This is a genomic window from Peptoniphilus raoultii, from assembly GCF_900099555.1.
Lineage (GTDB): Bacteria > Bacillota > Clostridia > Tissierellales > Peptoniphilaceae > Peptoniphilus_A > Peptoniphilus_A raoultii.
The window spans coordinates 307,125-324,900 of sequence record NZ_FMWM01000002.1 but is presented as its reverse complement, the minus strand read 5'-3'; the positions used below and the strand labels follow the sequence as shown (position 1 = coordinate 324,900).

Here is a 17,776-nt window from a genome sequence, read left to right as displayed (position 1 = left end):
TATAATAAAGTAAGGTGATGAGATGAAAATTGGAATTATAGGCTTAGGATCTATGGGATCAGCCATTACAAAAGGAATATGCAAAAATGGGGTCAAAGTAAATTTTCACTCCCCCCATTATAATGAATCAAGAAAAATTGAAGGAGCAGAATATTTTGATTCAAATTCAAAAGTTGTTGAAAATTCTGACCTAATTATTCTTACAGTAAAACCTAAAATGTATGAAAAAGTTTTAAATGAAATTAAGGATTCAGTAAAAAATCAAATTATTGTTTCTGTAACCTCATCTTTTGGCTTTGAAAAATTAAAAAACATTTTAGGAGCAGGAAGATTTTTATTAATGATGCCAAATACTCCTGCCATGGTTTCTGAATCTATGACGGCAATATGCCCAGGAGAAGGCATTTCAGAAGAAGAAATAAAGGAAATTAAAAAATTATTCTCATATTTTGGAAAGGTAACGCAAATTGAAGAAGAAGATTTTTTAACTTTTGAAGCAGTCTGTGGCTGTTTGCCAGCCTTTATATATGTAATTATTGAAGCCTTAAGTGACGGGGCAGTCCTTCATGGGATGAAAAGGGATGAGGCCTATGAATATATTTCTCAAACTGTTCTTGGCTCTGCAAAAATGGTTTTGGAAACAAAGACTCATCCAGGTCAGCTGAAAGATAGGGTTACAACACCAAAAGGCTCAACAATTGTTGGCATAAAGTCCCTTGAAAATGACGGATTAAGAGGAATTTTAATAAACGCCATTGATAATATAATAAAATCAAGGCTATAAAATTAAAAGAAATGGGTAGAAATTAAGTAAGAAAGGAGAAGGGGTATGAAAGATTTATTAGTTTTATTGGCAGATGGTTTTGAAGAAGTTGAAGCACTAAGCGTGGTTGATATAGCAAGGCGTGCAGGGCTGGTTTGCGAAACATGTTCAATTAGGGAAAGCAAAAAAGTGAAAAGCGCTCATGATGTTTGGATTTTGACAGATACAAATTTAGATTCAATTAATATTGAAGACTACAGGGCTTTATTTATCCCTGGAGGAGGTCAAGGGGCAAATAATTTAAAAAATGATCCAAAGGTAATTGAAATCATTGAAGTCTTTAATCAAGATGAAAAAATTCTTGCCGCAATTTGTGCAGGTCCGTCAGTTCTTGATAGGGCAGGAATTTTAACTGATGGAGAATTTACTTGTTATCCTGGCGTTGAAAAGAGAATGTCTGTAGAAAATCCTAAAGATTTGCCAGTATATGTTAAAGATAATATAATTACTGGAATGGGACCTGGCCTTTCTCCATACATGGGATTAAAAGTTGCGGAAGCATTGGCGGGAAAAGAAAAAATGGAAATGGTTAAGGAAGAATATCTTTTGAATAAACTTGAAAATTTTATAAAAAAAGATAAAATTTCATAAATACTTCTAAAAAGCAGCTCTTCGGAGCTGCTTTTTTAAGATAAAATAGATTTTCCTAGTTTTTAATAATCTAAACTTTTAATTATTTTTTGGAGGGACATTAAGGGCTTTAGGCTGCCTTTTTTTTAATTGTAAATTTTTTTCTCAATTGTAAAATCCCAAAAGAATTGTAAAAACTTTGCAAAATATTTACAAATATTATAAATAAACTTTAAAAAACAAATATTTTATATTAGAATAAATTATATAAAATTTTGTTAATTAGGCTTAAAATAAGCGATTTTAAGCCTTTTTATTTTTTCCGTCAAAAACTGGTCAAAAACTTAAATTATCGAACGGATAAACTCAAATTTATTCTCCATATTATCTTTATTTATTTCCACATATCGCCTCATTATGGTGTTTATGTTATCTCCAATTACATATGCAACAACTGTTAAATCCATTCCCGAACTTACAAGAATTGTCGCCCTGGTATGCCTAAAGCAGTGTGGGGAAGTACCATATCTATTTAAATGATAGTATATCATGTTGTAGGAGACATCATAAAATATGCGACCTTGGATATCAAAGGTTGCTTTCTTTAATTTTTTATATAGATCCTCCGAAATTGGAACTGTCCTATAAGAGTTTTTTGTTTTTAACTCATCAGTCAGCACTCTTTTATCTCTTAAAAATTGCCTCTCTATTTTAACTGAACTGTCGAAAACACTTTGTGTGCAAAGACCTAATGCCTCACTAACTCTTAAACCTGTCTCATAAAGAAGCTGGATTAGTAATTTTAATTTATCTTTTTCTGCACCCTGGAGGATTTTTTGATATAAATCCTCTGTGATAAATTTAATCCTGGAGTCGTTATCTGACTTGTCATAATATAGTAAATCACAGGGGTTATGCTCACAAGCCTTGACTCTCTTTATAGCGAAATTAAACAAAGTGCTTAAAAAGGATATATTAACATTGTATTTATATCCAGTAGATTGTCTTTTTTCCTCTATGAAATTAAATAATTCAATGGATTTTATGGAGCTTATTTCTCGTTTCATAAAATCAGAGAATATTGATATTTGATTACGATATAATTCTTTAGAGATTTTTGAATTTCCATTATTGGATTTACTCATCCTTGCGAGATAGAGTTCAAAAACTTCTTCAAGAGTATATTCATTTCCTAAGATGCCACTTTTTTCCAATTTTTGTAGCTCAAAAGACATTTCATTAGCCCAAAGGTTGGCATCTTTTCTTTTCTCAAACCCACCTTTGGATTTTTGCAGCCATTTCCCTTTTTTGTTTTTATAGCTTATTATGGCTTGCCATTTTCCATTTTCTCTTTGTCTGATTATTATATTCATAACTACCTCCATTTTCTATGGAGTAACACTGGGGAATGTTTTATGATATAATCTTTTTAAGGGAAAAATTTTATATTTTTTTTAAAGGGGATATTTTAAAGTATCCCCTTTTTTTATTTAAATATCATAAGTTACAGTAATTTCTTCGCCGACATTTTCAAAGTTTGAATTTAAAGGACTTCCTAAAACAAATTTCACATTATTAATTTCTTCAGCATTAGAATCTAATATAAATACGATATTTCCTTCCTTTACTACTTTTCCTATGAAATCACCGCCGACTTCATCAGATAAGAAAACTTCAGCTTCTTTTTGTTCTTTTGTGTTAGTTACGACTGTTCCTTGGTCAGGGTAAAAGCTTATAGTTTCGTCACTTGTATTTTCAACTTCTACTGCTAAAACCACGGATGTAACTTCATCTTTATCGCCGAACATAGACTTATAATCTGGCTTAGGGTTAACTTTAGAAATTTGAATATCAGTTACAGTTAGTTTAATAGGTCCACTTTCAAATAGGTCATTAATATTTTTCTTTTCTTTGATGACCTCAAGCCTTCCAAAGTCACTTTCATCTACATTTCCAACGCTAGAATCTGTTTTTTTATTATTTTCGACAGATGCTGCAACATTGGTTTTGTTTTCTTTTTCAGGTTCGTTTTTCACCTCATTTGTTTTTCCACCACAAGCTGTTAAAAGCAATGCAATAGATCCAACTGCTAATACATTTTTAAGATTTTTGTTCATTTTGTTTTCTCCTTTCTATTTATATAAACCTTTAAAGTTTATCCTAACTTAAAGTACCATTTCTTATTTTGGTAATTAATTTTCTTGTAAAAAGTTCGTCTTGATACATTTTCCCCATCCTAGTGTTTATCATCTCAGTACTTACACAGAAAGTATTTTTAATAACCTTTTGGTTGTTTGCTTTATAAAATTTTTTATATTTTATTGGCAACAATAGATTCTGTGCAAATATATCTGCTTGTTGCTCCCATATTCCTTTTTTATCGGGACTATGCATTAAAATATAATTGTCAATATATACATGATGATATAAATATATGTGTCCTATTTCATGGGCTATGGTAAACCTATATCTTTCATAACATTTATTTTTCAATTCTGGGTTATACATTATGAAGAAGTTATTCCCATCTTTTATAGTAAATCCATCTTTTGAAATTGAAATGAAAGTTTGAAATTTATCTGCAGGATAGGGTATCAAATACCAGCTTTTTTCTTTACATAATTTTTCAAGGTTAGTATTAACTCCAATTTTATTTTCGTGTGAAAATTGCATTATTTTATAATATAAATAATCTTTGCTTTTCCAATTCAATCACATCACCCAATATTATTAGTTTTCTTAAATTCGTCTATAACATTTTTAACAACCTGTAATTGCTCTTTTGTCAAATTGTTAGCATCACGGGCAAGTAATAGGGTTTCAGAATCTTCGCTTGGTTCTTTGCCAGTTAGCAAATAGTCCATTGATGTTCCTAGAATCCTAGAAACTCTTTGGAGTTTATCAGCTGCAGGAATTGATGTATCCCATCTCCTAATAACTCCATTTGCTATTTGCGCCTTCCTCTCAAGTTCAGATATAGGCATACCATGAAGCCCACACAAATCTTTAATTCTTGTAAGAATGTTTGAATTATCCATATTTCACACCTTTCTAAAATGGTGCAAATAATTTAGAAAAAAACCTAAAATAACTATTGACATTTAGGTTATAATCCATTACACTTAATTTAAGCTAAAAAATTAAGCATATAATCAGCACCTGGATTTTAAAAACTTTTGATTAAAGTGGGAACTTATAATCATGTATTGTTTTTTATGCTCAAATATTAGCATATAATCTAAAATAATTCAATAGATTTTAGAAAATAGTAAAAATAAAGGCAGGTGAGAATATGGCAATTAAAGATTTAACCTTTGAGGAGAAAGTGAAGATTTCCATGAAGAGAAAAGGCTACACATATCAAAAGTTAGCTGATGAAATGGAAATTAGTATTGGTTATGTTTCTGACATTATCAGAGGGAATAGAACTAATGAAAAACGATTAAAACAATTAAGAGATATTTTAGAGGTTTAAAAAGTAACACTGGGGAGTGTAAAAAAATGAAAACATTGTTAAGTAGAAGTGAGTTAGCCGAAAGGTGGGGATATGAAATATCCTCAATAACCAGATTAGAGCAAGAAGGCATAATTCACAGGGTCAAAAATTTACAAGGTGTTAGATACTCAATAAGAGAAATTGAGCAAATAGAAAGCCTTGGGAAAAAAGATTTGAGAGAAATTTCATTTTTGGATTACAAAAAATTAGAAAATGAAAAAGATTTTTGGAAGGGGGAATACTTAAAACTTAAAAATGCAATTAGCAAAAGCGCTAATGATTTGGTAAAAGTCTTGGCAAGTGGTGTGGAGCTAATAAAGTGAGGTTTTTATGGAAGTTAAATTTTTAGAAAAAGGTGAGGTTAAATGAATAAAAAAGAAAAATTTATAAAAAAAATGAAAGACCTATATGGCTTAAAACTGCCATATGATAAATCTGATGTCTTTAACAGGCACAGAAATACCATATACACAGAAATTCCCGAATCAGAAACATATGCATTAAGCTCTATAGCTAATGATGAGGAAGTAAGGAATGTAGAACAACATATAGGTAATAAGGTGTGGATACACCTAAAATAGGGAGATAAAAATGACCGAGGAAATGAAAATTTTAATTACTAGAAGAAATTATCTTAAGAATCAGGCTAAAAAAGATGAAGAGTTAAAGAAGAAAACTGCTGTGCTCTTAGAAAAAAGTAGAAAAAAAAGAAATACTATTAGGGGGATCACGATTATGTTTTACACGGGTTTAGGTGTTTTAGGAATCTATATCAGTTTTTTCATGGGTTGGGTTTGCTTTGGTTGAGGTTAGAGATTTTAAACTACACAAGGGCAAGAAAAAAGTCCAAGGTCGGCAAAAACTCAAGGACTTAAGAATTATTATCTTGCCTTTATTATAACACAAATAAAGGCATTTTGAAGGAGAAAATTATGGACTTAAATAAAATTAGAAAAGTTATTGCATATACAGACGGACAAGGATTTTATCCAACTGAGCAAGAAGCTATTGAAGCTGTAAAGCAACAAGAAATTGAAAAGATAATTTACAGTTGTTTAAATAGCGTTTTTGACTATGACGAAAAATATTTGCAAGAACAAATTGCAAAAAAGTTAGTAAGTAGAATTGATGAAATTATAGAGATTATGGAGGCATAAAATGAATATTAGCTTATACGAACTTAAAGATATGTACTTGAATTTAATGGACTTAGATTTAGAAGACAAAGATTTAAAGGCTGCATTAGAAAACATTGATGATGAAATCGAAGTTAAGGCAGAAAATTATGCAGGGCTTATTAAAAACTTAGAAGCCGAAGCAGAAGCCTATAAAAAAGAAATCGAAAGAATGACAAAAATTAAAAAAGCCTTAGAGAATAGAGCGTTACTTTTAAAGAAAAATCTTGAGGAAGCCATGATTGAACTTGATAAGAAAAAATTTAAAACTAAATTATTTTCTTTCAACATTCAAAGAAATGCACCAAGCGTGCAAATTCTAAATGAAGACAAGGTTCCGGAAGACTTTGTGGAGTATGAAAGAAAGATAAAAAAGAACGACTTAAAGAAAGCAATACAAAATGGGTTAATTACTGATAGTGCCATATTAGTTGAATCTGAAAGCTTAAGGATTAGGTGAGGAAATGAGTGCTATTTTAGAAAAATTAAACATTATACAAAGCAAGTTAAAAGCACCGAAAGGACAGTATAACAAATTTGGGGACTATCCTTATAGAAGTTGCGAGGACATACTTGAGGCTTTGAAGCCTCTCCTTGCAGAAACTAAAACTGTACTAGTGATAAGCGATGAAATTGAGTTTATGGGAGATAGGTTTTATATAAGGGCGACTTGTAATTTATTTGATGTTGAGAGTGGAGAAAATATATCAAGTTCAGCCTTTGCAAGAGAGCCAGAAATCAAAAAGAAAATGGATGCTGCACAAATTACAGGTAGTGCCTCATCTTACGCCAGGAAGTATGCTTTAAATGGGCTTTTTGCCATTGATGACACAAAGGATAGTGATAGCAACGAAGATCAAGGACAAACTAATTCTGTGAAGCCTGCTAATGGGAATGGGCAAGCTGTAAATGTGCAAAAAATCAGAAATGAAATTGCACAAATGTTAAAAGTCAAAAATTATGACTTTAATAAATTTGTCGGTTATTTAAAGCAAAATTACGGAATTGAAAAAATAGAAGCATTACCAGTTGAAAAACTTATGCAGCTTAAAAAGACAGTTGCTAGTTGGTAAAGGAGAAGATTATGGAAAGAGGTTATTACTCAATTTTACCTGCAAGCATAAGGTACGATAAAAACTTGAACGCTAGTACAAAATTATTTTACGCAGAATTAACTGCATTAGTAAATGAAAAAGGATATTGTTGGGCAAGTAATGGGTATTTTGCAGAATTATATGATGTAACGAAGCAGACTATCTCAACTTGGGTTAAGTTATTAAAAGAAAAAGGATATATAAGAATTCAGTTCGAATATTACGAGGGAACGAAAAATATTAAAAGAAGATTAATTTTTATTAACGATACTTTTTCAAATAATTTTAACGAAGAAATTGAAGAAAAAATTGAAGAAAAAATTGAAGAAAATACCCCATCAAATAAATCCGATACCCTATCAAATAAATCCGATACCCTATCAAATAAATTTGATGACCTATCAAATAAATTTGATGACCTATCAAATAAATTTGATGACCTATCAAATAAATTTGATGACCCTATTAAGAAAAATCTTAAAGAGAATAATATAAATGAATATTATAGTATTAATAATATAACTAAGGGTAGCGAGGATGAAAGTGATTTAGCTTTAAATGAAATTAAATCCATAACAGCTGATAAAGAAATTCAAAACACAGTTATGCAATTTACAAAAAATGATTTAGAAATGATTGATGCTTTGAGAGAATTTTATAGAGCAAGAAGTAAATTAAAAAAACCACTAACAGCACGAGCCTTAAAGTTAAACATAAAGGCTCTAGAAAAATTATCACAAAATAGAGATGAACAGATTGAAATTATAAATCAGTCCATACAAAAAGGGTGGCAGAGTTTTTACGAACTCCCAAAAGATCACCCGTTTCAAAAGAAAAAAGCCGTGAAGGAGAGTGGCAAGTATGGATACGTATTTTAGCTTAACGAAAAAAATATTAAATGCTAATGTAGATTTATTTACCAGGACAAAAGCAATTTCAATCGACGAAATGAACATCTACAATAGCACAGTAGGAAATGAAACCAATTGCAGCAAATGTAATGGGCGAGGATATATTGCAGAAGTTATCAGTGAAAAAAATATCAAGGGCCATGAAATTAGGTGCTATATGGTATTAAGGGAATGTGAATGCTTAAACGATAAAAAGGAAAACAGAAAAGCACAAAATAGTGGGACGCAGCCTTTATTGCAAAAAACATTTGAAAATTTTATGGCGAGCAGTCCGTGGCAAAAAGGAATTAAAAGTCTTGCAGAAGAAAATGCGAAAGGAAAAGATTGGTTTTTTATTGGAGGTCAGTCTGGAGCAGGCAAAACTCATATTTGCAGTGCAATTACAAATTATCAATCTAGAAACAAGATCCAAGTTAACTATATGATTTGGAACGACCAGATAAACGAATTAAAAAACTTTGAAGATAATACGATGATGGAAAAGTTAAAAAGAGTTGAGTGCTTGTATATTGATGATTTATTTAAAAAGCCTAGAGGGCAAAATGGACTTCCGAATTTATCAACACCAGATATTGACAAGACTTGGGAATTACTTAATTTTAGATATTTAAATAAGTTAAAAACTATTATTTCATCGGAATTGAATTTAGAAGAAGTGTTGAAAATTGACGAAAGCATGGGAAGCAGAATAAAAGAAGCTGCAGGAAAATTTATAATCTCTGTTAACGGAAGCGAAAGAAATTTGAGGTTACAGTGATTTATCAAGAAGCATTAAAAGCAATGAAAAAAAGAATTCCTGTCAAAGCAGGTGGAATTGTTTATAAGAGAATTAATGCAATAATTTTTAGAAAAACTGACACAAGAGAATATATACAGTTAGAATTGCAAGATAAAAAGACACAAAATTCTATAACGATTGTAAATATAAACCAAGCAGAGGCGAAAGATGAAACTTAAAGGAAAATTAACAAACTTAAATTACAGTTTAGAGGGTAAGCCACAGGCTACCTTCGAACTGGAAAGATATTTAGACATAAATAGAATTGCAGAACTTAAAGGGATTGATTTGCTCAACTTAAATATTTCAAACGCACGAAAATCCCGTACACTTGACCAAAACAATTTACTCTGGGCGATAATTTCAGATATCGACAAAAAAATAAATGGTATACCCTCAGAACTCACAAGGTGGGATTTATATGTTGCAGGAATTGAAGAAGCAGGAGTTGAATTTCAAGACATTCAAATTCCAAAAAAGAGTTTAAATATTTTCAAAAAAGCCTTTAGAGCCTACAAGATTTTAGATGAAAAAGAAGATGAAATTATCCTTAGATGTTATGTAGGCTCAAGTCAATTTGACACAAAACAGATGGGAGATTTAATAGACTACTTTATAAAAAAAGCGACAGATGTAGGAGTAACGATTGTAGATTATAGGGCAGAATTTGAGAGGTTATTTATTTGAAAGAGCGTGCAGAATGTGAGATTTGTGGAAGATATGAGTATTTAGAAGAACATCACCTAATACCAGGGATTGCAAATAGAAAAATAAGCGACAAATATAAACTGACTATAAAAATTTGTAGAGCTTGCCACCAAAATATCCACAGTAAAAAAGAGTTGATGCAGTGGAGCAAGGAAAAAGGGCAAAGACTATTCGAAAGAAAACACTCAAGAAGAAAATTTATTGAAATGTTTGGAAGGAGCTATCTTTGAGGAGTAAATACAACGCAGTTAAAACTTTAGTTGACGGAATAAAATTTGACAGTAGGAAAGAAGCTAAAAGATACCAAGAATTAAAACTTTTAGAAAGAGCAGGAGCAATTAAAGAATTAGAATTGCAGCCAAGGTTTTTATTGCAAGATAAATTTACATTAGACGGAAAAACTTACAGGAAAATAGAGTATGTAGCAGACTTCAAGTTTTGGGATAATGGGAGAAGAAGTTGGATAGTTGAAGATGTAAAAGGTGTAAAGACAGAAGTTTATAAATTAAAGAAAAAAATATTTCTCAAAAAGTATGGAGAATATTATAAATTTTATGAAATTTAAAGGAGCAAAAAATGAACAAGGCAATTTTAATAGGACGATTGACAAGAGATATTGACCTTAAATATACACAAGGCGGAATGGCGATAGGTCGTTTTACTTTGGCGATAAATAGAAAAATGACAAGAGAAAAGAAACAAGAGGCAGAAAGAAATAATCAACCCACTGCAGATTTTATAGGCTGCATAGCATTTGGGAAAACCGCTGAAACACTTTCTAACTATGTTGGCAAAGGAAATCAGATTGGAATTGAAGGACATATACAGACTGGTAGTTATGAAAATAAAGAAGGTCAAAGGGTTTATACCACAGATGTTATTGTAGATGGATTTACCTTTATAGATTCCAAAAATAAAAATGGTGGAGATTCAGAAGTGCAAGACGAAAGCTATGACGGATTTTATCCTACAGACAATGACGATATACCATTTTAAGGAGAAGATGTGAAGGTAAAAGTATTATTAAAAGATATTCTAATGATTATATTACCGATGGCTATGGTTTTCTTATTTACCTATCAAGCGATACATTCAAATACAATTATAGAAATGATATTTTGGCTAATAATGGCATATATGCTAAATGGAGCAACGTCAGTATTAATAGTTAGTACAATAGAATATTGGAATAAAGAAAGGAAAAACAAATGAAAATAACTTTGTACAACCCATACATTGAAAAGAAAATATTCGTGGAAGAAAACAAAAAATTATTACGAAAATGAATTACAAAAAACATACGATAACGAAATAGATTTTATTATTTTTACTGACGCAGAAGCAAAAAATCCAATAACAATAAGACCTAGCAATTGGGCGATGATAGAGGTGGAAGAATGAAAAAATTAAAAGTTAAATTCACATATGAATGTGAAGTGGCAGTTAAACCAGAAGAATTAGAAATTTTAAAAAAAATCTCAATAACCAAAAAAATATTGATGGCTTAGTCGAGGAAATTAACGGAATATTCCTAGCTGGAGATGGCAGAACTGAAGCTGGAGCAGTTACAAATTATACTTTTGAGGTGGAAGAATGAAGACAATAACACTTAGTGATTTTGAATTAAATTTAATTCATGGGCTTTTAGCAGATGAAGAAATAAGGTTAAAGAAAGCCTATAAGATTCTTTCAGGTCATGAAGATAAATTTGAAAAAACAAAAAAATATATAGAAAAAGTAAATAAACTAAGAAAGAAATTTACAGAAATAGATGATACGGAAGATTATTTTGAAGTTGCTGATAGAATCGAAGATTACAACTTAGATAATAAATAAATTGAGGTTGAAGAATGAGAGCGTGGATATTAAGTTCAGATGAGAGTCCAGAAAATTATAGTAGCCTTGTATGGGCTGAGTCAAGAGGTAGAGCAAAAGCACAAGCTAATTATGATAGTCCTTATGCGTACCAATGCAATCTAGAGGTAGATGACTTTACAAGTATAAGGGCAATTAGAGCAAAGAGTTTAGATAATGGTGAGGAATTATCGGAGCAAGAAGTTTGTTTGCGACTTATAAAAGACTATGGGTGGAGTTTTTATATAGGGAATGAAATTTATGACGAAGATAACATTGAAGAATTTGAAAAACTTTTTGAGGCGGAAAAATGAAAAAACATTTAATTATTAAGTACTTTGACACATACCCAGAAAATAAATTTTATTTCGACAGCAAAGAAAAAGCAGAAAAATTTCTTGAAGAGAAAAAGAAAAATAATACAGGATATTTAACAACATACGAATATAGAGGAATTATTAAGGTGGAAGAATGAATTACAAAACAAATAAAATTAATCGTTTTTTAAAAATATCTCTTGATAGTGCGGATTTAGTTGAAACCTTTGACATCATAAACCCATTTACAGATGGACTTGGCTTAGGAATAAGAATTTATCCCGAATATATAAGGCAGGGAGTAAAAGAAGTTATTGACTTAAAACAAGAAAATATGGTTTTAACAAATAATTTAGAATTTACAAAAGATTTATTAAGGAAGTATAGAGAAATTATCACTTTAGATATTAATGATTTAACGGACGAAAACAAAGAGAAAATTAAAAGGTTTTGTGAAGAATTACTAGATGAGGTGGAAGAATGAAAAATAAGGAATTAACTCTTAAAGATAAAGTAAAAGGCTTTATTATACTGAATTATCATTACATGGATTTTCACATTAAATACTTAAAAAAAGAATATAAAATTGGGAAAATATCAAAAGATTATTTAGATGGATATTTAAAAGGGGTTACAGATTTTAAAGATGCACTAATGGAATCTGACATGAGCATTATAAAATAAATTGAGGGTGGAAGAATGAAAAAGACCAAAGAAAAGAAAAAGAAGACTCCAACTTATGTCATGACCTATGAGCAGATAGAGGCAATTAAGAAAAAGGCTTTTGAAGATGGATTTAAGAGTGCCATAGATAGGGCCTCAAAGTGGAGTATGTATGCACCAATGATGGTCTTGAGAGACTTCTTTGGATTTGGCGGTCAAAGACTTAAGAGGTTTTACTTGGCACTAATCGATATGTATGACAGTATAGATAAGAATTATCTGGGCCTTGAGGACATCAGAAAAACCTTGAGAGAGGAAGCAGGGATTGACTTAGAAGTTTAGGCGGTGGGTGATGCAAAGGTGCTTATTAATTCCCTACAAAACAATTAGGGATAAAATAAAAATTGTAAATTATTATAAAAATCGTGGCTATTATGTAGAAACTTGGCAAGATTATATATATTGCTCTAGGGGGTAAAGGAGATGCAAATTGGATAAAAAAGTTTTATCGCAGTATATGGCACTATTAAAAGAAATTGAGGATTTGAGTTTAAAGATTGAAAACTGCAAAGATGAAATAGTAGCGGATAGCGTAAAAAGTTCAAATGCAAACTTTCCTTACCAAGAAATAACAACACAAATAATAGGAATTTCAGAAAATAAACACCGAAGAAAACTTTATAAGATATTAAATAAAAGGTTGGAGCAAGCAAGAGATTCGAGATTAAGCATTGAAAAATTTATAAGCGAAATTGACGATAGCCAGATGAGATATATTTTTGGAAAAAGATATATTGATGGTTGGAGTTGGAATAAAATCTCAAAAGAGTTAGGAAAGTATTATGGCGACTATGCAAGAGTAAAACACGATAGATTTTTAAAAAGTTTATGATGTTCGTTATGTTCGGTTTTTCTGTGGTATGATTAGATTGTAAAAATATATAGAAAACAGAACCTTTGCAGAAGCAGAGGTTTTTTTATAGGAGCTTTTAGATGGGAACATACAAGCGTTGAAAGACTGGGGTGGGAGTTATGGCTTGTAAAGGAGATAAAATGCAAGGCTTAAAAATAATTTATAAAAAGGTTGATGAATTGATACCTTATGAAAACAATCCAAGAAATAATGACGGAGCAGTTGAGGCAGTCGCAAAAAGCATAAAAGAATTTGGATTTAAAGTACCAATTGTAATAGATAAAGAGGGAGTTATTGTTGCAGGACATACGAGATTAAAAGCTGCAAAAGAACTAGAACTTGAAGAAGTACCTTGTATTATTGCGGATGATTTAACTCCAGAACAAATAAAAGCTTTTAGATTGGCAGACAATAAGGTTTCAGAATTTGCTGAATGGGATTTTGAACTATTGGAATCAGAACTAGAAATGCTTGAAATAAGCGAACTGGATTTTGATATGTCAGAATTTGGATTTAATTCTGATGATTTAGATGAAACTTTTAATGTGGATGCATCTATGAATATAAATGATGAAGGATTACAGGGAAACACAAATGATGAAAACAAGCTGATATTTGGCAAAACTAAAGTAATAATAACTGAAGATGAATTAGAGATGCTAGAAAATAAATACACAGAGTACATAGACCTTAGAAAGGTGTCTTATGGATTTGTGAGGTGGCTATTGAGTGATAATTGAAAAAATTGATGTCAACAAGATACATGGTGCAGAATATAACCCTAGAAAAATTGAAGAACAAAAAATAATTGAATTATCTGAATCAATAAGAAAACTAGGATTTATTTTGCCTATATTAGTAAATAAAGAAAATAACACTATAATTGCAGGTCACCAAAGAACAAAAACAGCAAGAAAAATTGGAATAAAAGAAGTGCCTGCTTTTTTTATTGAAAACATAACAATATCAGATGAAATTAACTTCAACCAGATTCATAACGGCTCAGAGTGTCAGTGTCAAGAGCCTGCGAAGTTGCTGAAAAACTATGAAGTGGAAAAATATCACTCTATAAACTGTGATGATTTTGAAATTATCATAGAGTCTCTGAATATGGCAATAGTAGACAGTTTATGTAAAATGATTGTTAAATACGGAAATGTCTTTTTATCAATAATATGTAAAAATGAAGTGCTGTTTCAAAATGAATATATATATGCATGTAAATTACTGAACGTGTCTTGTAATGTCTATATTTGCGATGATAAAAAATACGATGATATAAAATATTACTTTTCACAACAATATGGCGAATATAGCTATGACCATATAAAGAAAAATACCTATGTGCAAGGATTGGCACAGCTTTTTAGAAAAGTTAATACAAATACAGATAAACGAAGAAACCGCTCTATATTGTATGAGGAAATGGTTATGCCGTTTTTAAATAAGCATAAAGCAGAAACAATATTTGATTTTGGATGCGGAAGAGGCGACTATATAAATTATTTAAAAAGACTAGGTTACAATGCGTATGGATTAGAATTCTATAATCATAATTTAAAGTCAATAGATGTAGTAAAAGGAAACAAACAGATTGACGAGCTAGTAAAATATCTAAATGAAAACAAAACATTTGACATCGTCATTTGCGACAGTGTACTGAACTCAATAGACAGTTTAAAGGCAGAAAAAAGTATTATGGATTGTTTAAATTTATTTAGTAGTAAATATGCATTCATTAGTGGAATAACTATTGGAAAAGCTGTAAGACAAAATGAAGGTACGAAAAGACAAAGAGTTGATAGTAAATTGAGATTCTTTGACAAAGATAACTTTACTGCATCATTTAGAAAAGGGCAGTGGTACTACCAAAAATACCACTCAAAAGAAGATGTTTACAGAATAGCAAGAGAGAGTGGATTCAAGGTTATTGAATACAAAGAGATTAACGGAGCATTTAAAGCATTATTAGAGAAAATAAAAAACTTGCCTGCTGAAAGATATGTAGAGGCGGTAAATTTTGAATTTAATTTACCTTTGCCAAACGAACAAAGTTACAACAGGCAAGATGATGTTTTAAAAGCTTTAGAACTTATTTGATTTTAAATAGTGGGCAAATTGCCAGTTTCTACAAGTATAGAATTCTTTCTTATTGAAGTTAGGATCATTGATGTCTATATACTTTTCAGATATTGGAAGTCTTTTAGCATTTTTAATAATTACGGAAACACCGTTATTTGAGTATTCTATATTAGAATTCTCTGAATATTCAAAAGCTAAATGGAAGTTATTGTTCCAATTATAAGGCAAAGATACACCGCATAAGTACCATATACCATTTGCAAGATTTAAATTTTCTAAGTGCTTTGTATGTTTATTTATATTTGAGTTATAATCACCGAGTAAACATTTGGCGCAATGCTGTTTTAAATTTACACCATTTACTTTTTTTAGCCATAGATACATCATAGGCTTAGTTACATTTAAATTTTCAATTGTTATCATAATTTATCACCCACTATTATTATACCACAAAATAGGCTGTAAGTATTGGAATACAGCCGTTTATTTGTGAAAGGCGGTGAATAAAATGTATGAATTTATTAATGATTTGAAACGTTACAGAAAGAGACTTCCAAAGAATGTTTTAAAAACGATTAAAGGACAGGCAATAGCAGGTGATATAGAAGGAGCGCGAAAATGCTTAGAAAAAGCTTTATATAAATATAATTACTTAACAAAACTAGAACAGAGCAGAGCAGCTAATTATCACAGTTAGTTGCTTTTTTTAATTAAGGGGTGAGGTGATGGCTAGAGCAAAATTTAAAGAGTGGTTAGAAGAAGAAAAACTAATACTTATAAATGGTTGGGCGAAAAAAGGTCTAACCGAAGAACAGATTTCAAAAAATATGGGGATTTCTTATTCCACCCTTAGAGAATGGAAGAAGAAATATCCAGCAATAGAGACAGCCTTAAAAAAGGGAAAAGAGGTTGTAGACTATGAAGTAGAATCTGCACTCTTTAAAAGAGCAATGGGTTATGAATACGAAGAAGAAAAAACTTACATTCAAGAAGTCGACGGAAAAGTAACAAAAAGAAAAGAAATAACAAAAAAACATATGCCAGGAGACACGACAGCACAAATATTCTGGTTAAAAAATAGAAAGCCAGAAGAATGGAGAGATAGACCAAAAATATCAAATGAATCAATGTTTAGCAAACTTGATGAAGTATTGGCAAGTATTGAGAGTGGTTTCTAATGGGATTTAGTACAAAACAAAAAGATTATTTTTTAAATGCAACTAAAAGATGGAACATAAAATCTGGAGCAACAAGAAGTGGAAAAACCTATATGGATTACTTTGTCATACCTAAGAGGATAAGAAAAACAACTGATGAGGGATTAATTGTAATTTTAGGAAATACTCAAGCGACAGTAGAAAGAAATATTTTAGACCCTATGAGAAAAATCTGGGGAGATGCTTTAGTTGGCACAGTAAAAAATGACAACAAGATAAATTTATTTGGTAAAGAATGTTATGTACTAGGAGCAGACAAAAAGAATGCAGTGTCAAAGATACAGGGGGCAGGAATTGAGTATGCTTACGGAGATGAAATTACAACTTGGGCTGAGCCAGTATTTCAAATGTTAAAATCAAGACTTGATAAGCCGAATTCTGTTTTTGATGGAACTTGTAACCCAGATAACCCCAAACACTGGTTCAAAGAATTTTTAGACAGTGGAGCAGATATTTATCAACAGCATTACAAGATAGATGATAACCCTTATTTGAGTAAGGCCTTTGTGGATAGTTTAAAGAAAGAGTATCAAGGCGTATATTATCAAAGATATATTTTAGGGAATTGGGCGAGAGCCGAGGGTTTAATCTATGACATGTTTAATCCAGATGAGCATATAGTTGAAGACCTACCAGAAAAACTTGAAGATTATTTTATTGCAGTAGACTATGGAACACAAAACGCTACTGCCTTTTTATTATTTGGAAGATGCGACAAAAAATGGTATGTAGTCAAAGAGTACAGATATTCTGGGAGAGATAGCAACAGGCAAAAAACAGACAAAGAGTATTCAAAAGACATGCAGGATTTTATTGAGGGAGATTTTTCCATCCCAATAATTGTAGACCCGTCTGCAGCAAGTTTTATAACCCAACTAAAAAGAGACGGCTTTAAGGTTTACAAGGGGAATAACAATGTTATTGATGGCATAAGATTTACACAGACTTTATTTTCCACTGAAAAATTATTTATCCATAAAAGTTGTAAAGGACTAGTTGATGAATTATACAGTTATTCTTGGGATAGCAAGGCTGCAGAACATGGAGAGGACAAACCTATAAAAGAAAACGACCACTCTTGCGACGCTTTAAGATATGGAACATATACAATTATTAGAAAAATGACTGCAAATACTATTTCTAATTTTTATAAACACGGACTATAAAGGAGGGAT

The 17,776-nt window shown here is 30.9% G+C and carries 34 protein-coding genes; 29 read left to right on the top strand and 5 right to left on the bottom strand.

What is annotated here, in order from left to right:
* Window positions 1-22 precede the first annotated feature (22 nt).
* Window positions 23-784, top strand: coding sequence for a pyrroline-5-carboxylate reductase (gene proC, locus BQ4446_RS01555; protein WP_071026058.1), 762 nt, complete (start codon window positions 23-25; stop codon window positions 782-784).
* Window positions 785-829: 45 nt separating this feature from the next.
* Complete coding sequence (locus BQ4446_RS01550; protein WP_071026056.1) at window positions 830-1,414, top strand: DJ-1 family glyoxalase III; 585 nt, start codon at window positions 830-832, stop codon at window positions 1,412-1,414.
* A gap of 323 nt (window positions 1,415-1,737) precedes the next feature.
* Here the strand turns inward: BQ4446_RS01550 and BQ4446_RS01545 are convergent, their stop codons facing one another.
* The 4 genes from BQ4446_RS01545 to BQ4446_RS01530 form a co-directional block, all read right to left on the bottom strand.
* Entirely contained in the window at window positions 1,738-2,766 is a 1,029-nt protein-coding gene (locus tag BQ4446_RS01545; protein WP_071026054.1) for a site-specific integrase, read from the bottom strand.
* A gap of 117 nt (window positions 2,767-2,883) precedes the next feature.
* Window positions 2,884-3,510: a hypothetical protein gene (locus BQ4446_RS01540; RefSeq protein ID WP_071026053.1), complete on the bottom strand. Its 627-nt coding sequence runs from the start codon at window positions 3,508-3,510 to the stop codon at window positions 2,884-2,886.
* A 43-nt stretch (window positions 3,511-3,553) separates the two neighbouring features.
* Window positions 3,554-4,105, bottom strand: coding sequence for an ImmA/IrrE family metallo-endopeptidase (locus BQ4446_RS01535; RefSeq protein WP_071026051.1), 552 nt, complete (start codon window positions 4,103-4,105; stop codon window positions 3,554-3,556).
* A 5-nt stretch (window positions 4,106-4,110) separates the two neighbouring features.
* Window positions 4,111-4,431: a helix-turn-helix domain-containing protein gene (locus BQ4446_RS01530; protein ID WP_071026048.1), complete on the bottom strand. Its 321-nt coding sequence runs from the start codon at window positions 4,429-4,431 to the stop codon at window positions 4,111-4,113.
* 254 nt (window positions 4,432-4,685) lie between these two features.
* On the opposite strand from BQ4446_RS01530, the gene BQ4446_RS01525 reads away from it, so the two are divergent.
* The 24 genes from BQ4446_RS01525 (at window position 4,686) to BQ4446_RS01415 (ending at window position 15,402) form a co-directional block, all read left to right on the top strand.
* Complete coding sequence (locus tag BQ4446_RS01525; protein ID WP_071026046.1) at window positions 4,686-4,868, top strand: helix-turn-helix domain-containing protein; 183 nt, start codon at window positions 4,686-4,688, stop codon at window positions 4,866-4,868.
* A 26-nt stretch (window positions 4,869-4,894) separates the two neighbouring features.
* A complete protein-coding gene (locus BQ4446_RS01520; protein WP_071026044.1) occupies window positions 4,895-5,212 on the top strand; it encodes a hypothetical protein in 318 nt (105 codons plus the stop codon).
* 42 nt (window positions 5,213-5,254) lie between these two features.
* Window positions 5,255-5,470, top strand: a complete 216-nt coding sequence (locus BQ4446_RS01515) for a hypothetical protein (protein WP_071026042.1) — start codon at window positions 5,255-5,257, stop codon at window positions 5,468-5,470.
* Window positions 5,471-5,480: 10 nt separating this feature from the next.
* Window positions 5,481-5,696: a hypothetical protein gene (locus BQ4446_RS01510; protein ID WP_071026040.1), complete on the top strand. Its 216-nt coding sequence runs from the start codon at window positions 5,481-5,483 to the stop codon at window positions 5,694-5,696.
* A 125-nt stretch (window positions 5,697-5,821) separates the two neighbouring features.
* Window positions 5,822-6,046: a hypothetical protein gene (locus BQ4446_RS01505; RefSeq protein WP_071026038.1), complete on the top strand. Its 225-nt coding sequence runs from the start codon at window positions 5,822-5,824 to the stop codon at window positions 6,044-6,046.
* Window position 6,047: 1 nt separating this feature from the next.
* The gene (locus tag BQ4446_RS01500; RefSeq protein ID WP_245149637.1) at window positions 6,048-6,524 is read left to right on the top strand and encodes a siphovirus Gp157 family protein; all 477 of its coding nucleotides are present in this window, start codon (window positions 6,048-6,050) and stop codon (window positions 6,522-6,524) included.
* 4 nt (window positions 6,525-6,528) lie between these two features.
* Window positions 6,529-7,137, top strand: coding sequence for an ERF family protein (locus tag BQ4446_RS01495; RefSeq protein WP_071026036.1), 609 nt, complete (start codon window positions 6,529-6,531; stop codon window positions 7,135-7,137).
* 11 nt (window positions 7,138-7,148) lie between these two features.
* Window positions 7,149-8,036 carry a helix-turn-helix domain-containing protein gene (locus BQ4446_RS01490; protein WP_071026034.1) on the top strand — a complete coding sequence of 296 codons (888 nt, stop codon included), beginning with the start codon at window positions 7,149-7,151 and terminating at the stop codon, window positions 8,034-8,036.
* The gene (locus BQ4446_RS01485) at window positions 8,020-8,826 is read left to right on the top strand and encodes a DnaA ATPase domain-containing protein (protein WP_071026032.1); all 807 of its coding nucleotides are present in this window, start codon (window positions 8,020-8,022) and stop codon (window positions 8,824-8,826) included. Before BQ4446_RS01490 ends, BQ4446_RS01485 begins: the two co-directional genes overlap by 17 nt.
* Window positions 8,823-9,026, top strand: coding sequence for a hypothetical protein (locus tag BQ4446_RS08355; protein WP_071026031.1), 204 nt, complete (start codon window positions 8,823-8,825; stop codon window positions 9,024-9,026). The genes BQ4446_RS01485 and BQ4446_RS08355 overlap by 4 nt, the downstream gene beginning before the upstream one ends.
* Window positions 9,016-9,534, top strand: coding sequence for a hypothetical protein (locus BQ4446_RS01475; RefSeq protein WP_071026029.1), 519 nt, complete (start codon window positions 9,016-9,018; stop codon window positions 9,532-9,534). Before BQ4446_RS08355 ends, BQ4446_RS01475 begins: the two co-directional genes overlap by 11 nt.
* Window positions 9,531-9,785: a hypothetical protein gene (locus BQ4446_RS01470; protein ID WP_071026027.1), complete on the top strand. Its 255-nt coding sequence runs from the start codon at window positions 9,531-9,533 to the stop codon at window positions 9,783-9,785. The genes BQ4446_RS01475 and BQ4446_RS01470 overlap by 4 nt, the downstream gene beginning before the upstream one ends.
* Window positions 9,782-10,120: a DUF1064 domain-containing protein gene (locus BQ4446_RS01465; RefSeq protein WP_071026025.1), complete on the top strand. Its 339-nt coding sequence runs from the start codon at window positions 9,782-9,784 to the stop codon at window positions 10,118-10,120. The genes BQ4446_RS01470 and BQ4446_RS01465 overlap by 4 nt, the downstream gene beginning before the upstream one ends.
* 11 nt (window positions 10,121-10,131) lie before the next feature.
* Entirely contained in the window at window positions 10,132-10,551 is a 420-nt protein-coding gene (locus BQ4446_RS01460; protein WP_071026023.1) for a single-stranded DNA-binding protein, read from the top strand.
* Between the two features lie 9 nt (window positions 10,552-10,560).
* Window positions 10,561-10,767 carry a hypothetical protein gene (locus BQ4446_RS01455; RefSeq protein WP_071026021.1) on the top strand — a complete coding sequence of 69 codons (207 nt, stop codon included), beginning with the start codon at window positions 10,561-10,563 and terminating at the stop codon, window positions 10,765-10,767.
* A gap of 381 nt (window positions 10,768-11,148) precedes the next feature.
* Complete coding sequence (locus BQ4446_RS01450) at window positions 11,149-11,391, top strand: hypothetical protein (protein WP_071026020.1); 243 nt, start codon at window positions 11,149-11,151, stop codon at window positions 11,389-11,391.
* Between the two features lie 14 nt (window positions 11,392-11,405).
* Window positions 11,406-11,723, top strand: coding sequence for a hypothetical protein (locus BQ4446_RS01445; protein WP_071026018.1), 318 nt, complete (start codon window positions 11,406-11,408; stop codon window positions 11,721-11,723).
* Window positions 11,720-11,884 carry a hypothetical protein gene (locus BQ4446_RS08350; protein WP_167632531.1) on the top strand — a complete coding sequence of 55 codons (165 nt, stop codon included), beginning with the start codon at window positions 11,720-11,722 and terminating at the stop codon, window positions 11,882-11,884. The genes BQ4446_RS01445 and BQ4446_RS08350 overlap by 4 nt, the downstream gene beginning before the upstream one ends.
* Window positions 11,881-12,210 (top strand): hypothetical protein, encoded by a 330-nt coding sequence (locus BQ4446_RS01440; RefSeq protein WP_071026016.1) that lies wholly within the window; start codon window positions 11,881-11,883, stop codon window positions 12,208-12,210. Before BQ4446_RS08350 ends, BQ4446_RS01440 begins: the two co-directional genes overlap by 4 nt.
* Window positions 12,207-12,410 (top strand): hypothetical protein, encoded by a 204-nt coding sequence (locus BQ4446_RS01435; protein ID WP_071026014.1) that lies wholly within the window; start codon window positions 12,207-12,209, stop codon window positions 12,408-12,410. The genes BQ4446_RS01440 and BQ4446_RS01435 overlap by 4 nt, the downstream gene beginning before the upstream one ends.
* A gap of 15 nt (window positions 12,411-12,425) precedes the next feature.
* Window positions 12,426-12,731: a hypothetical protein gene (locus BQ4446_RS01430; RefSeq protein WP_071026013.1), complete on the top strand. Its 306-nt coding sequence runs from the start codon at window positions 12,426-12,428 to the stop codon at window positions 12,729-12,731.
* Window positions 12,732-12,879: 148 nt separating this feature from the next.
* Complete coding sequence (locus tag BQ4446_RS01425) at window positions 12,880-13,281, top strand: hypothetical protein (RefSeq protein ID WP_071026011.1); 402 nt, start codon at window positions 12,880-12,882, stop codon at window positions 13,279-13,281.
* Window positions 13,282-13,421: 140 nt separating this feature from the next.
* Window positions 13,422-14,042 carry a ParB N-terminal domain-containing protein gene (locus BQ4446_RS01420; protein ID WP_209019088.1) on the top strand — a complete coding sequence of 207 codons (621 nt, stop codon included), beginning with the start codon at window positions 13,422-13,424 and terminating at the stop codon, window positions 14,040-14,042.
* Entirely contained in the window at window positions 14,032-15,402 is a 1,371-nt protein-coding gene (locus BQ4446_RS01415) for a ParB N-terminal domain-containing protein (protein ID WP_071026009.1), read from the top strand. Before BQ4446_RS01420 ends, BQ4446_RS01415 begins: the two co-directional genes overlap by 11 nt.
* Here the strand turns inward: BQ4446_RS01415 and BQ4446_RS01410 are convergent.
* Window positions 15,388-15,807, bottom strand: coding sequence for a hypothetical protein (locus BQ4446_RS01410; protein WP_071026007.1), 420 nt, complete (start codon window positions 15,805-15,807; stop codon window positions 15,388-15,390). The two genes, BQ4446_RS01415 and BQ4446_RS01410, sit on opposite strands and share 15 nt — an antisense overlap.
* A gap of 85 nt (window positions 15,808-15,892) precedes the next feature.
* Between BQ4446_RS01410 and BQ4446_RS01405 the strand changes: the two genes are divergently transcribed.
* The 3 genes from BQ4446_RS01405 to BQ4446_RS01395 are packed head-to-tail and all read left to right on the top strand — an operon-like array spanning window position 15,893 to window position 17,767.
* Window positions 15,893-16,081, top strand: a complete 189-nt coding sequence (locus BQ4446_RS01405) for a hypothetical protein (RefSeq protein ID WP_071026006.1) — start codon at window positions 15,893-15,895, stop codon at window positions 16,079-16,081.
* A gap of 28 nt (window positions 16,082-16,109) precedes the next feature.
* Window positions 16,110-16,562, top strand: a complete 453-nt coding sequence (locus BQ4446_RS01400; protein ID WP_071026004.1) for a transposase — start codon at window positions 16,110-16,112, stop codon at window positions 16,560-16,562.
* A complete protein-coding gene (locus BQ4446_RS01395; protein WP_071026002.1) occupies window positions 16,562-17,767 on the top strand; it encodes a PBSX family phage terminase large subunit in 1,206 nt (401 codons plus the stop codon). The genes BQ4446_RS01400 and BQ4446_RS01395 overlap by 1 nt, the downstream gene beginning before the upstream one ends.
* The last annotated feature ends 9 nt before the right edge of the window (window positions 17,768-17,776 follow it).